The following is a 14,139-nucleotide window of genomic DNA, read 5'->3' on the forward strand; positions in this document are numbered from 1 at the left end:
TGCAACAGGCTAGGAAACAACATGGCCAAGATTGAAATGCCAACCTCAAGCGCTGGCGGCGCCGCCGCCCACGCCCCCGCGGTCACCCCGGAAGAGCGCCCATTCGGCATGTGGTCCCGCTCGCTGGTCGCCCCCGCCCTGCTGGACAGCCTGCGCAAGCTCTCGCCCGCCGCGCAGTTGAAGAACCCCGTCATGTTCGTCGTGTACGTGGGCAGCATCCTGACCACCGTGCTGTGGGTCATGGCCCTGCGCGGCCAGGCAGAAGCCCCGGCGGGCTTCATCCTGGCCATCGCCGTATGGCTGTGGTTCACGGTGCTGTTCGCCAACTTCGCCGAAGCGCTGGCCGAAGGCCGGGGCAAGCAGCAGGCCGCGACCCTGCGCGGTTTGCGCACCACCATCAACGCGCGCTTGCTCAAGGGTTTTCGCGACGGGGATGTCCGCGACGCGAACCCGGCCCAATGGCGCAGCCAGGCCACGAGCCAGGCCTCGGGACTGCTGCGTCGCAATGACGTGGTGCTGGCCGAAGCGGGGGATACCATCCCCGGCGACGGCCAGGTCATCGCCGGTGTTGCTTCCGTGGACGAAAGCGCCATCACCGGGGAATCCGCGCCCGTCATCCGTGAGTCGGGCGGCGACTTCTCGTCCGTCACGGGGGGCACCCGGGTGCTGTCCGACTGGATCTTCGTCCGTATCGCGGCCGACCCCGGCGAGAGCTTCCTGGACCGCATGATCTCCATGGTGGAAGGCGCCAAGCGCCAGAAGACGCCCAACGAACTGGCGCTGACCATTTTGCTGGTCGGGCTGACCGTGGTGTTCCTGCTGGTGGTCGTGACGCTGATGCCGTTCTCCATCTACGCGGTCAACGCGGCCGGTGGCGGCGCGGTGGTCACGGTGACGGTATTGGTGGCGCTGCTGGTCTGCCTGATTCCGACCACCATCGGCGGCCTGCTGTCGGCCATCGGCGTGGCGGGCATGAGCCGCATGATGAGCGCCAACGTCATTGCCACGTCCGGCCGCGCGGTCGAAGCGGCGGGCGACGTGGACGTGCTGCTGTTGGACAAGACCGGCACCATCACTTTCGGCAACCGCCAGGCATCCACATTCCTGCCCGCGCCGGGCGTGTCCGCCCGGGAATTGGCCGACGCCGCCCGCCTGGCCTCCATGGCCGACGAAACGCCGGAAGGTCGCAGCATCGTGGCGCTGGCCGACAAGACCACCCACGCCCCCGCCGCGCGTGTTGCAGACGCCGAGTTCGTTCCCTTCACCGCGCAATCCCGCATGAGCGGCGTGAACCTGGGCGAACGCATGATCCGCAAAGGCGCGGTCGACGCCGTGCAGTCCTGGCTCAAGGCGCTGGACGCCAGCGTGCCCGACGCCGTGTTGCATCAGGCCGAAGACGTGGCTCGACGCGGCAGCACGCCGCTGCTGGTCAGCGACGGCAACCGCGCGCTGGGCGTGGTGGAACTGAAAGACATCGTCAAGCCCGGCATCCAGGCGCGCTTTGCCGAGCTGCGCCGCATGGGCATCAAGACCGTGATGATCACCGGCGACAACAAGCTGACCGCCGCTTCCATCGCGGCCGAAGCCGGCGTCGACGACTTCCTGGCCGAGGCCACGCCCGAGGCCAAGCTGCAACTGATTCGCGCCTATCAGGCCGAAGGCCGCCTGGTGGCGATGACGGGCGACGGCACCAACGACGCCCCCGCGCTGGCGCAGGCGGACGTGGCCGTGGCGATGAACTCGGGCACCCAGGCCGCCAAGGAAGCCGGCAACATGGTGGACCTGGACTCCAACCCCACCAAGCTGATCGAGATTGTCGAGATCGGCAAGCAGATGCTGATGACGCGCGGCGCGCTGACCACGTTCAGCGTGGCCAATGACGTGGCCAAGTACTTCGCCATCATCCCCGCCGCCTTCGCCACCGTCTTCCCGCAGTTGAACGTGCTGAACATCATGCACCTGACGACGCCCGCCTCGGCCATCCTGTCGGCCGTGATCTTCAACGCGCTGATCATCGTGGTGCTGATTCCGCTGGCGCTCAAGGGTGTGCGCTACCGGCCCCTGGGCGCATCGGTGCTGCTGCGCCGCAACCTGCTGATCTACGGGCTGGGCGGGCTGCTGGTGCCCTTCGTTGGCATCAAGCTGGTCGACATGGTGCTGGCCGCGCTGGGCTGGGCCTAGGCCTGAGCCGGCCAGGCCTGGCCTGGCCGCCGCCTCCCCCACAAACAAGGAATCCATCATGAAATCCATCACTACCCCAACCCCCGCCCAAGCGCGCCAAGGCGGCGTGCTGCGTCCCGCGCTGGTCGTTTTCGCCGCGCTGTCATTGGTGACGGGCCTGGCCTACCCCTTCCTGACGCGCGGCGTGGCCGCCGTGGTGTTCCCACACGAGGCCGCAGGTTCGCTGATCACGCAAGGCGACAAGGTGGTCGGGTCGGAACTGATCGGCCAGTCGTTCACCGCGCCGCAGTACTTCTGGGGCCGGCCGTCCGCCACCGCGCCCATGCCTTACAACGGCACGGCCTCGGGTGGTTCAAACCTGGGTCCGCGCAACCCCGCGTTGGCCGAGGCCATCCAGGCCCGCATCGCGGCGTTGAAAGCGGCCGATCCCGACAACCCCACGCCGGTGCCGGTGGACTTGGTCACCGCGTCCGGCAGTGGCCTGGACCCCAGCATCAGCCCCGCCGCCGCCAACTATCAAGCTGCACGGGTGGCGCGGGCCCGCCATGTGCCGCGCGCGCAGGTGGATGCGTTGATCCAGGCCCACACGGAAAAGCCCTGGCTGGGCGTATTGGGGGAACCGGTCGTCAATGTGTTGACGCTGAACCTGGCGCTGGACAAATTGCACCCGGCACAATGATGGCGCGGCGTATAGTATCGCCAGCCTTTCCCACCCCACTCTTGCGCGTTCATGGCTGACATTGCTGGCGAGCGTCCCGATCCGGACGCGCTTTTGAAAACGCTGGACGACGCCGCGCGCGAGGCAGCGCGCGGCAAGCTGCGCGTGTACTTTGGCGCGTCGGCCGGCGTAGGCAAGACCTACGCCATGCTGGTGGCCGCCCGCGCTCAAGCGGCCCAGGGCGTGAACGTGCTGGCCGGCATCGTCGAAACCCACGGCCGTCGCGAAACGGCCAGCTTGCTGGAAGGCATCGCAGCCCTGCCGCTGAAAGACGTGGCGTACCGGGGCCACGTACTGAAAGAGTTCGACCTGGACGGCGCGTTGGCCGCGCGCCCCGGCCTGGTGCTGGTGGACGAACTGGCGCATTCCAACGCGCCCGGTTCCCGCCACGCCAAGCGCTGGCAAGACATTCACGAACTGCTGGCCGCCGGCATTGACGTCTGGACCACGCTGAACGTGCAGCATCTGGACAGCCTGAACGAAGCGGTCGGCAGCATCACGGGCGTGCGCGTCTGGGAAACCGTGCCCGACGAGGTCTTCGACACCGCCGACGAAGTCATCCTGGTGGACCTGTCGGCCGATGAACTGCTAAGGCGGCTGAAAGAAGGCAAGGTCTATCTGCCCGAACAAGCTCGCCACGCCACGCGCAATTTCTTTCGCAAAGGCAACCTGATCGCCTTGCGCGAGCTGGCGCTGCGCCGCACCGCCGACCACGTGGACGACGACGTGCAGGCGTATCGGCGCGACCGCGCCATCGAACCGGTATGGCGCACGCGCGAAGCCGTGGTGGCCTGCATCGGCCCGGACGCTGACGCCGAATATGTCATCCGCAGCGCCCACCGCCTGAGCCAGCAACTGGAATGCGACCTGCACGTGGTCACCATCGACACGCCGCGCGCGGCGCCCACGCCTCAAGCCGAGCAAGACCGCATGCAACGCAGCCTGGCGCTGGCGGACAGCCTGGGCGCGCGCACGGAAACGCTGGCGGGTGGCGACATGGTCGACGCGGTGGTGCGCTACGTGCGCCGGCACAACATCACCAAGGCCGTCGTGGGCCGTACGCGCGCCAGCGGCCTGCAGCGCCTGCGCGTATCCCTGTCCGCATTACTGTCCGCCGCCCTCGCGCCGGGATGGCTATGGCGCCGGCACAGCTTTGCCGACATGCTGGCCGCGGGCTGCCCTGAAATCGACATCATCCGGTTGGGCGCCCCCCCGCTGCCCGCCAGCGCCCCGCCAGGGCGCGACCCGCTGACACTGGGGCGTGGCGCGCGCATCAACGCCGACGACCGTGGCGCCAGCCCCTGGCTGGGCTATGCCTGGGCGCTGTGCTATTGCGCGGTGGCCACCGGCTTGTCGATGCTGGCGTTTCCCGCGCTGCACCAGACCAACATCGTCATGCTGTTCCTGCTGGCGGTGGTGGCGGTGGCGCTGCGGCATGGGCGCGGCCCTGCCGCGCTGGCGTCGGTCGTCAGCGTCGGGTTGTTCGACTTTTTCTTTGTGCAGCCGCTGGCCTCGTTTGCCGTGTCGGACGTGCAATACCTGCTGACTTTCGCCGTGCTGCTGGCCGTGGGCCTGTTGATCGGGCAACTGACCGCGGGGCTGCGGCTACAGGCGCAGGTGTCGGTCAAGCGCGAAGCCGACGCGCGCAGCCTGTATGAGTTCGCGCGCGAATTGTCGTCGGCGCTGTTGCCCGAGCAGATCGTGGCCCTGGCCGGGGCATTCGTACACGCCACCTTCGGCTCGCGTTGCGCGCTGTATATCCTGGGACTGGACGACCGCTTGAAGCTGGCCTCGCCCGCCGCCGCCGACATGCCTGCCCTGGAATCGGCGCTGGCCCAATGGGTGTATGACCACGGCCAGCCCGCCGGCGCGGGCACCACCACGCTGTCCAACAGCGAACTGCTGTATCTGCCCTTGAAGGCGCCGATGCGCACACGCGGCGTGCTGGCCCTGGCCGCGCCCCGCCGCAGCCTGTTCACGCATCCCGATTCGCGCCGCCAGATCGAAGCCTACGCCACGCTTATCGCCATTGCCCTGGAACGGCTGCACTACGTCGAGGTGGCGCAGCAGGCGCTGGTCAGCATGGAATCGGAACGGCTGCGCAACTCGCTGCTGGCGGCGGTGTCGCATGACCTGCGCACACCGCTCACCAGCCTGGTCGGCATGACCGACACGCTGACGCGCCGGCCGGGCACGCTGCCCGACGATGTACAGGAAACCATCCGCGCCATGCGCGACCAAGCCCAGCGCATGCATGCGCTGGTCGTCAATCTGCTGGATATGGCGCGGCTGCAAAGCCACGACACGCCGCTGCGTCTGGAATGGCAATCCATCGAAGAGCTGGTAGGCGCGTCGCTGGCCGCCATGCGCGAACCCCTGGCCGCGCACCGCGTGACCGTGGCCCCGCTGTCGAACCTGCCGCTGGTGGAGTGCGATGGCGTGCTGATCGAACGCGTGCTGTGCAACCTGCTTGAAAACGCGGCCAAGTACACGCCGCCCGGCAGCACCGTGCACATCCACGCAACGGTTCTCGATGGCATGATGCGCGTGGCCGTGTGCGACAACGGCCCTGGCGTCGCGCCGGGCGCCGAACGCCGCATCTTCGAAAAATTCACGCGTGGCGACCGCGAGTCCGCAACGCCCGGCGTGGGCCTGGGCCTGGCCGTGTGCGAGGCCATCATCCAGGCCCACCACGGCCGCATCTGGGTCGAGCACGCACCCGGCCAAGCCTCGGGCGCGCAATTCGTCTTCAGCCTGCCGCTGGGAACGCCCCCCGACGTTCAACCCGAAATTCAATCCGACATTCCTTGAAGACACGCGCAGCATGTTCGACTACCAGCCTATCGTTCTGATCATCGAAGACGACGCCAACATCCGGCGCTTTGTGCGCCAGGCCCTGGAAAGCGAGGGCTGCGTCGTGCACGAGGCCGACACCGTCAAGCGCGGCCTGATCGAGGCCGGCACGCGCCAGCCCGACGCCATCGTGCTGGACCTGGGGCTGCCCGACGAAGACGGCATGACGCTGATCCGCGAACTGCGCGGCTGGACGCAAGTGCCCGTGCTGGTCCTGTCCGCCCGCAGCGCCGAGCCTGACAAGGTGGCCGCGCTGGACGCGGGCGCAGACGACTACCTGACCAAGCCCTTCGGCGTCAGCGAACTGCTGGCCCGGCTGCGCGTGCTGTTGCGCCGCCATGCGCGGGCGGGCGCCGGCAACGCGGCCGAGATCACGTTCGGCGACGTCCGCATCGACTTCGCCAAGCGCGTCGTCGAACGCGCCGGCCAGCACGTGCACCTGACCGCCATGGAATACCGCCTGCTGGCCGCGCTGCTTGCACATCGCGGCAAAGTCATGACGCACCGCGAGTTGCTGCGCGAGGTCTGGGGCCCCTCGCACATCGAAAGCAACCACTACCTGCGTATCTACATGGGGCATCTGCGTCAGAAGTTGGAAGCGGACCCGGCGCAACCCGTCTTCCTGATGACCGAGATCGGCGTGGGCTACCGCTTCGCGGGCTGATCGCGCGGCATTGATCTTTTTTTCTTAGGCCTTTATCCCGCCTTTACGCGGGCAGCGCGAGTCTTGTCTCGCGGTTTATGCCGATCCTCCTATTGTTGCGATCCCGTTCAACACCAGGAGTACTCCATGTTCCGCAATTCCGTCGCCGCGCTCGCGCTGCTGAGCCTGGCCGCCACCGCGCAGGCCAGCGACATGCCCGCCCCCGCTGCCGCCCCCGCCGTCAGCGACTTCACGCTGTCGGCCAACCTTACGCTGGCCAGCCAATACCGCTATCGCGGCCTGATGCAGACGAACAACAAGCCCGCCATCCAAGGCGGCTTTGACCTGGCCCACGCCAGCGGCTTCTATCTGGGCAATTGGAACTCCAGCATCAGTTGGCTGGGCGACAGCAACCCCGACGTGTCCGCCCCCGTCGAAATGGATTTCTACGGCGGCTACAAGGGCAATCTGGCCGAAGGCGTGCCGGTGGATCTGGGCATCTTGCAGTACTACTACCCGGGCGACTTTCCCTCGGGCTACACCAGCCCCGACACCACCGAGCTGTACGCCGGCATCGGCTACGGCCCGGTCATGTTCAAGTACTCCATCGCCCTGACCAACCTGTTCGGCTTCGCCGACAGCAAATACAGCCAGTACTTCGATGTGGCCGCCAACGTTGATACCGGCGTATGGGGGCTGACGCTCAACGCCCATGTGGGACGCCAGCTCGTGAAGAACGTGGACAACGGTTCCTACACCGACTGGAAGCTTGGGCTGACCAAGGACTTTGGACAGGGCCTGTCCGTGTCGCTGGCCTACCTGGACACCAACGCGGACCGTGCCGTCTACACCAACACGCACGGCCGCGACATGGGCCGCGCGACCGGCTTGCTGTCGCTGACCAAGACCTTCTGAACGTCCGGGGCGTTGACGCGATTTTTACGCGCCGCGCCCGCCTTTTTCGGCAGGATTTACGGCGCGATTCCTATAGTGGAATCGTCATCAACCAACAGGAAACGCGGATCGCCGCAAGCGGCGCCTCCGCTCCGACCCCCGCCATGATTCCCCGACTGCATACGAGCCGCCCTGCTTCGCGCAATCTCACCGCAAGCTTGCCACTGGCGCATAGCCAGCAGGTAGCGTTGACGGTCAGGATCGATACGCTGGATGCGTTGAAGGTGCGCCTTGCGCTGCACCAGGCACTGGGTAATCGCATCGGCATCTACCTGCTGTCGGTGGACCACGCGCACGCGCAAAGCACGCTGCAACTGCAATGCGCCCGCGACGAACTGGACGACATGATGCATGCCGTCATGCGTGGGCTGCCCCAGGCAGAATTCGGACCGGTGCGCGCGGCCACCACCATCACGAGACGCTAGGCCATGGACATGCCGCTGACTCACAATCCGCTGACTCACAATCCGCTGGCTCACGTACCGCTGACTGACATGCCGCCGACTCGCATGCCACTGCCTTCGCGTTTTGAAGGCATCTGGCTGCCCATGGTCACGCCGCTGCGCGGCGGCTACGTGGACATGGACGCCGCGCAGGCGCTGGCCCGCTACTACCGCAACGCGGGCATCGCCGGCCTGGTGCTGTTCGGTTCCACCGGCGAAGGCAATCTGCTCAGCCTGTCCGAGAAAATCGAGATGGCCCAGGCCATTGCCAGCGACCCGCATGCGCTGCCGCTGATATTCGGCGCGGGCGGCGTGGACACACGAGGCGTGGCCACGGCCATCCGGCGTCTGGACAAGCACGGCCCGGCGGGCTATCTGGTGCCGCCGCCTTATTATCTGGGCCCCTCGCAAGCCGGCATCCTGTGGCATTACCGGCAGATCGCCTGGGCCACCGAACGCCCCATCATTCTCTACAACATCCCCAAGCGCACGGGCGTGACCATGACGGTCGAGACCATGGAATCGCTGGCCTTGCTGCCCAACTTTTCCGCCGTCAAGGAATGCAACCCGGCAGTGCTCGCCGCCCTGAACGCGCGCGGCAAACTGGACGCGCTGTGCGGCGACGACCTGTCCTTGCTGGACCATTGGCTGGCCGGCGGGCGCAGCGCCATCCCGGCCGCCGCACACCTGTTTCCCGAGCGCTATGTGGAAATCATGCGCCTGGCGCACGCAGGCCAGGCGCAAGCCGCGCGCGAGCTTTTCGAGCCGCTGCGCGCGCTGATCCGGCTACTGTTCGCCGAGCCGAATCCCGCGCCGATCAAGCGTGCACTTGCCATGCAGGGGCTGATCGCCGACGAACTACGCATGCCCATGATGCCCGCCAGCCGTGACCTCACCCCGCGCCTGCAACGCGCAATGAACGCCCTGCAAGACTTGCCTAGCCGGCTGCAGACAGCTTGAATACCGACACCGCGCGCGCCAGGCCATCGGCCTGCTCGTGCAGCGTGGCCGCTGACGCGGCAAACTCCTGGACCAGCGCCGCGTTCTGCTGCGTGACGCTGTCCAGGTGCGTGACAGCTTGGTTGATCTGTTCGATACCCACGCTTTGCTCGGCCGACGCGGTGGCAATCTCGCCCATCAGCGGCGCGCTGGTGGCCGCCGATTCCAGCACGCTGCCCATGGTTGCGCTGGCCTGGCCCACCCGTTCGCTACCGCGCGCAACGGAGTCCGACGAGGTCTCGATCAAGCCCTTGATCTCTTTGGCGGCCGTGGCGGAACGCTGGGCCAATGCCCGAACTTCGCCCGCCACCACCGCAAAGCCGCGTCCCTGCTCGCCCGCCCGGGCTGCCTCGACCGCCGCATTCAAGGCCAGGATATTGGTTTGAAAGGCAATCCCGTCGATCACGCTGATGATCTCGCCGATGCGTTGCGAACTGTGTGAGATCTCGCGCATGGCGTCGATGGCGTGCTGTGTTTCTTCGCTGCCCTGGCGGGCCAGTTGCGCCGACTGGCCGGCCAGGGAACTGACTTCGCGCACGTGTTCCGCGCTTTGCTTGGCGGTGGCCGTAATCTCTTCCACGCTGGCGGCGGTTTGCTCAAGCGCCGCGGCCTGCTTCTCGGTACGGTCGGACAGATCCATGCTGCCGGCCGCGATCTGGCGCGAGGCCGCCGCGATGGATCCCGTGGACTGCACGATCGTGCGCAAGGCGGCTTGCAGGCGGTCCTGCATGCGCCCCATTCCTTCGAACAGGCGGCCTATCTCGCCGCGATGGTGGTGCGACACGCTGCCCGACAAGTCGCCATTGGCCACGCGCTCGCACAGCGCCACGGCCTCATCCAAGGGGCCGATCACATGCGTGCGGAAGAAGCGCAACGCCCCGATCAGCAGCAAAGCCAGCAGGCCCAGCGTCACGCCCCCCTGGCGCCACAAGGTGCCGGTGAACGCGGCGTCGACATCATCCACATAGAGCCCGGTAAAGATCAGCCAGCCCCACTCCGCGTCATAGGCCGCATAGCTGATCTTCGGCAAGGCCTCGTCGGCGCCCGGTCGCGGAAAGCGGTAGTCCACATAGCCGCCGCCCGCCTTGCCTTCGGCATAGAGGTTTTCGAAGATCGGCAGGCCGTCCACATCCTTGATGGCGCGTACGTTCGTGCCCACCAGCTTGGCGTCCGGGTGCACCAGCAGCGCATAGTCATCACCGAACACGCCCACGTAACCGTCGTCACCGTAGCGCAGTTGCGCCAGGCGCCGCGCCACATTCTGCTTGGCCTGCGCCAGCGGCATGCCTTCGCTGACGCTTTGCTTGCCATTGCGCAGGATGCCTGCCGACAGGTCCAGCACATGACGCAATTCGGTCTTGCGCTCGGCCACCATCTCGGCGCGGCGCTGCCAGGCATCCCAGGCACCCAGCATCAGAACCACCGCGCCAATGGCGAATACGAACCACAACAGCTCCCTGCGCAGACTGGAATTTTTCATAGCCTCTCCTCGTTATTTTCCAATCTGCCGAATGAAACTTTTGACGGCAGAATGTGACGGTTTATGTATTGCGATCCGTCAGGATACGGGGACACAGCAGGGTTTTCACTAGTAAGACGTAGGGCCATTGATCTAACGCAAGGCCCATAAGAAAAACGCAAGGCCCGTGGGCCTTGCGTTCGGTAGTGCTTGCATTGCGGAGATTTCTCCGCTTCTCGTCAACGCCGCAATGCGCTTTGGGCCGCCTGCGCGGCGCGCGGCGTCGTCAACGCAATCAGCGTCACCACGATCAGCGAATAGTTGGGCACGCTGCGCATGTTGCGGAACATCATCTCGGTCAAGCTGAAGGCGCAAAAACCCAGGCAGAACAGCAACCCCAACTGCGCGCCAACGCGAATCACCCGGTCATCGCTAGCCAGCCGGTGGAAGAATACGGCCGCCGGCACCAGGTACAGGATAAGAATCGTGAGCAGGCCCAGCACGCCATACCCAGACAAGGCCCCGAGCATGTCGTTGTGGGGCTCGCCAAAGCCCTCGACCACTTCCTGCGTGACGATGCCCTGGGTTTGCAACGTGCGCAGTTCATCGCGGAATTTGCTGGGGCCCACGCCCACGATGGGGCTCTTTTCGAACATGAGGATCGACGCATGCCACAACTGCAAGCGGATGCCGAAGGACGTATCGCGGTTGGCCGACGTGGCAAAACCCTGGACGTCTTTCGAGATCTCGTGCATCCGGCTGCTGAATGTCCAGATGGCGGCGGCGCTGGCCACCAGCGCCACACAGACGGCCAAGGCACAGTACACCTTGTGGCGGCGCTTCCAGTTGCGCAGGCCCAGCAGGAACACCAGCCCCAAGATGGGCAGCAGCATCCAACTGCTACGCGTTTCAGACATCCAGGTGGCGATGACGGACAACACCACCACCAGCAGCTTCACCGCCGTCTCCAGGCGTGGCCAGCGCGTGGCGGGACCGAAGCCCAGGGACAAGAGCGTCATGGCGCCGAACAACAGCGTCATGTTCGCGAAGGCCACGGCGTTATAGCGCCCGCCCACGTCGACCATGGCGGCGCGGCCCTCGGTCTGCATGGTGACGATCAGCAGCACCGACCCGGCAAGCGCGCCCGCCAGAATGCTCCACTGCACCAGCTTGAGCCACCGCTGCGGCGCGCGCAGCAACAGCCATAGCACCGGCAGCGCCAACGCAAAGCGCAGCAGCTTTTCAAGTTCGGAATTACTCCACACGCCTCGCACCGCGGACGTGGTGAACATACAGGCCAGTGGCAGCAGCAGCACCAATGACATCGGCCATAAAGCGCCGAAATTCATGGGCTCGTACCGCTTGATGGCGTTCATCACCAACGCGGCCAACGCGATCGGGGCGCTTAGATAAAGCACGGCGGGTCCGCCCACAGGGCTGGTCAGGGCCAGCGCGGGAACCAGCAACACCAGCCAGGTGGCTAAGGAAACATACATTCGGGGCACAGCGATCAGCCTGGAAAGAACAGCGCAAGCGACAGCGCGCTTCATGCGGATTAGGTAGACAAAACCCGCCCGCCATGACGGCGGACGGGTTCAGCGGAACATCGCGGGAGGGTCCGCGTGTTTACATGTTTTCGATCATGACCTGGCCAAAGCCCGAGCACGACACCTGGGTCGCGCCTTCCAGCAGGCGGGCGAAGTCATACGTGACCTTCTTGGACAGGATGGACTTTTCCATGCTGGAGATGATCAGGTCGGCGGCTTCGGTCCAGCCCATGTGGCGCAGCATCATTTCGGCCGACAGGATTTCGGAACCGGGGTTCACGTAGTCCTTGCCCGCGTACTTGGGCGCCGTGCCGTGGGTGGCTTCGAACATGGCGACCGAGTCCGACAGGTTGGCCCCCGGCGCGATGCCAATGCCGCCCACTTGCGCGGCCAGCGCGTCCGAGATGTAGTCGCCGTTCAGGTTCAGCGTGGCGATCACGTCGTATTCGGCCGGGCGCAGCAGGATCTGTTGCAAGAAGGCGTCGGCAATCACGTCCTTGACGATGATCTCGCGGCCCGTCCTGGGGTTCTTGAACTTGCACCACGGGCCGCCGTCGATCAGTTGCGCACCGAATTCCTTCTGCAGCAGCTCGTAGCCCCAGTCCCGGAAGCCGCCTTCCGTGAACTTCATGATGTTGCCCTTGTGCACCAGCGTCAGCGACGTGCGGTCGTTGTCGATGACGTACTGCGCGGCCTTGCGCACCAGGCGCTCGGTGCCTTCGCGCGACACAGGCTTGATGCCGATGGACGAGGTGTTCGGGAAGCGGATCTTCTTCACGCCCAGCTTGGTCTGCAGGAACTGGATCAGTTCCTTGGCCTGCTCGCTTTCGGCCATGTATTCGATGCCCGCATAAATGTCTTCCGAGTTTTCGCGGAAGATCACCATGTTGGTCTTTTCGGGTTCACGCACCGGCGAGGGCACGCCCTTGAAGTACGCCACCGGACGCAGGCAGACGTACAGGTCCAGTTGCTGGCGCAGCGCCACGTTCAGCGAGCGGATGCCGCCGCCAACCGGGGTGGTCAGCGGGCCCTTGATGGACACCACGTAGTCCTTGACGACTTCCAGGGTCTCGTCGGGCAGCCAGACGTCCGGGCCGTAGACCTTGGTGGCCTTCTCGCCGGCATAGACTTCCATCCAGTGGATCTTGCGCTTGCCGCCATAGGCTTTTTGCACCGCGGCGTCGACAACCTTGATCATCACCGGGGTGATGTCAGCGCCCGTGCCGTCGCCTTCAATGAAGGGAACGATGGGTTGTTCAGGCACATTCAGCGAGAAATCAGCGTTGACCGTGATTTTCTGGCCGCCAGCGGGAACCTTGATATGTTGGTAGGACATGAATGCTCCATTTGCTCCGGGTGGTTTTTCTGCACGCGCCGCATCGGAAAGCGTCCGATTCCGCAGGGAAAATCGCCCTCGCGAACCGCACACCGGATGGCGGATAGCAACCAATTCTATATCGCAAAGGCCCCGGGGCAAGCGGCCGCCATCGGGCGCGCGGTAAAATAATGCGTCCTACACCGCATTCCGTCCCCACCGATGTTCAATCCCTCACGCGACCAAGTCCGCGAATTCTTTATCGACACCTGGCGCAAGCACCGCGCCAACGAGGTGCTGACTCCGCTCGAGGCCATCGCGCTGGACTGGATCATCGAGCATCCCGAATACCACGGCGACCTTGAAAGCCCTGAGGCCATGACCATGGAATACGCGGTGGAAAAGGGGCGCACCAATCCGTTCCTGCACCTGTCCATGCACCTGGCCATCGCGGAACAATTGTCCATCGACCATCCGCCCGGCATCCGTCTGGCTTACCAGCAGTTGACCGCACGCTCGGACGCCCACCACGCAGCCCACGAAATCATGGAATGCCTGGGGCAAGTGGTGTGGGAAGCGCAGCGGCTGGGCACGCCGCTGGACAGCGACAGCTATATCGACCTGATCCGCCGCCGCGCCAGCCTGTAAGGCGTAATTACTTGCGCACGCCCAGGTCGCTGGGCAGGGACGCCAGCCATGCCGACACGTTGGAAATATCCTGGTCGGACAATTGCGTGGCGAAAGCGCCCATGATGGGGTTCTTGCGCACGTTGGCGGTGGCGGCGCTGCCGGAGGCTCCGCGCTTGTAGGCCTTCAGCGCGTGGACCAGGTAATCAGCGTGCTGGCCGGCCAGCGTGGGGTAGGACGGGTCCACCGCGGTCTTGGCGTCGGCGCCGTGGCACGACGCGCAATTGAATTTATCGAAAACGGCCTTGCCGGCGGCCAGGTCCTGCGCCTGGACGGTAGCGCCCGCCATGGCGAAAGTCGCGCCCAGAAGGGCAAGCATCGTGCGATTCATTGTTTGCCC

12 protein-coding genes are annotated in these 14,139 nt (G+C 65.5%); 8 read left to right on the forward strand and 4 right to left on the reverse strand.

Going from position 1 to position 14,139, the window contains the following annotated elements:
• Positions 1 to 21: 21 nt before the first annotated feature.
• The 7 genes from kdpB to M2361_RS23660 all read left to right on the forward strand — a co-directional run bounded on the left by kdpB (position 22) and on the right by M2361_RS23660 (position 8,752).
• On the forward strand, positions 22 to 2,181 hold the full coding sequence (gene kdpB, locus M2361_RS23630; protein WP_310508926.1) for a potassium-transporting ATPase subunit KdpB: 2,160 nt from the start codon (positions 22 to 24) through the stop codon (positions 2,179 to 2,181).
• Positions 2,182 to 2,239: 58 nt separating this feature from the next.
• Positions 2,240 to 2,860, forward strand: coding sequence for a potassium-transporting ATPase subunit KdpC (kdpC, locus tag M2361_RS23635; RefSeq protein WP_259252133.1), 621 nt, complete (start codon positions 2,240 to 2,242; stop codon positions 2,858 to 2,860).
• A 51-nt stretch (positions 2,861 to 2,911) separates the two neighbouring features.
• Entirely contained in the window at positions 2,912 to 5,710 is a 2,799-nt protein-coding gene (locus tag M2361_RS23640; protein WP_259252135.1) for a sensor histidine kinase KdpD, read from the forward strand.
• A 13-nt stretch (positions 5,711 to 5,723) separates the two neighbouring features.
• A complete protein-coding gene (kdpE, locus tag M2361_RS23645; protein ID WP_259252138.1) occupies positions 5,724 to 6,416 on the forward strand; it encodes a two-component system response regulator KdpE in 693 nt (230 codons plus the stop codon).
• A gap of 126 nt (positions 6,417 to 6,542) precedes the next feature.
• Positions 6,543 to 7,310: a TorF family putative porin gene (locus M2361_RS23650; RefSeq protein ID WP_259252141.1), complete on the forward strand. Its 768-nt coding sequence runs from the start codon at positions 6,543 to 6,545 to the stop codon at positions 7,308 to 7,310.
• A gap of 143 nt (positions 7,311 to 7,453) precedes the next feature.
• A complete protein-coding gene (locus tag M2361_RS23655; RefSeq protein WP_259252142.1) occupies positions 7,454 to 7,774 on the forward strand; it encodes a hypothetical protein in 321 nt (106 codons plus the stop codon).
• A 9-nt stretch (positions 7,775 to 7,783) separates the two neighbouring features.
• A complete protein-coding gene (locus M2361_RS23660) occupies positions 7,784 to 8,752 on the forward strand; it encodes a 4-hydroxy-tetrahydrodipicolinate synthase (RefSeq protein WP_259252143.1) in 969 nt (322 codons plus the stop codon).
• Here the strand turns inward: M2361_RS23660 and M2361_RS23665 are convergent.
• The 3 genes from M2361_RS23665 to icd all read right to left on the reverse strand — a co-directional run bounded on the left by M2361_RS23665 (position 8,730) and on the right by icd (position 13,133).
• Positions 8,730 to 10,271, reverse strand: coding sequence for a methyl-accepting chemotaxis protein (locus M2361_RS23665; RefSeq protein ID WP_259252149.1), 1,542 nt, complete (start codon positions 10,269 to 10,271; stop codon positions 8,730 to 8,732). The two genes, M2361_RS23660 and M2361_RS23665, sit on opposite strands and share 23 nt — an antisense overlap.
• A 218-nt stretch (positions 10,272 to 10,489) precedes the next feature.
• A complete protein-coding gene (locus M2361_RS23670; RefSeq protein ID WP_404976438.1) occupies positions 10,490 to 11,755 on the reverse strand; it encodes an O-antigen ligase family protein in 1,266 nt (421 codons plus the stop codon).
• A gap of 121 nt (positions 11,756 to 11,876) precedes the next feature.
• On the reverse strand, positions 11,877 to 13,133 hold the full coding sequence (gene icd / locus M2361_RS23675; protein ID WP_050447222.1) for an NADP-dependent isocitrate dehydrogenase: 1,257 nt from the start codon (positions 13,131 to 13,133) through the stop codon (positions 11,877 to 11,879).
• Positions 13,134 to 13,334: 201 nt separating this feature from the next.
• On the opposite strand from icd, the gene M2361_RS23680 reads away from it, so the two are divergent.
• The gene (locus M2361_RS23680) at positions 13,335 to 13,760 is read left to right on the forward strand and encodes a DUF1841 family protein (protein ID WP_259252154.1); all 426 of its coding nucleotides are present in this window, start codon (positions 13,335 to 13,337) and stop codon (positions 13,758 to 13,760) included.
• 7 nt (positions 13,761 to 13,767) lie between these two features.
• On the opposite strand, the gene M2361_RS23685 is transcribed toward M2361_RS23680, so the two are convergent.
• A complete protein-coding gene (locus M2361_RS23685; protein ID WP_259252155.1) occupies positions 13,768 to 14,130 on the reverse strand; it encodes a cytochrome c in 363 nt (120 codons plus the stop codon).
• Between the last annotated feature and the right edge of the window lie 9 nt (positions 14,131 to 14,139).

Origin of the sequence: Achromobacter sp. JUb104 (genome assembly GCF_024806975.1) — a bacterium.
Taxonomy (GTDB): Bacteria; Pseudomonadota; Gammaproteobacteria; order Burkholderiales; family Burkholderiaceae_B; genus Achromobacter; species Achromobacter spanius.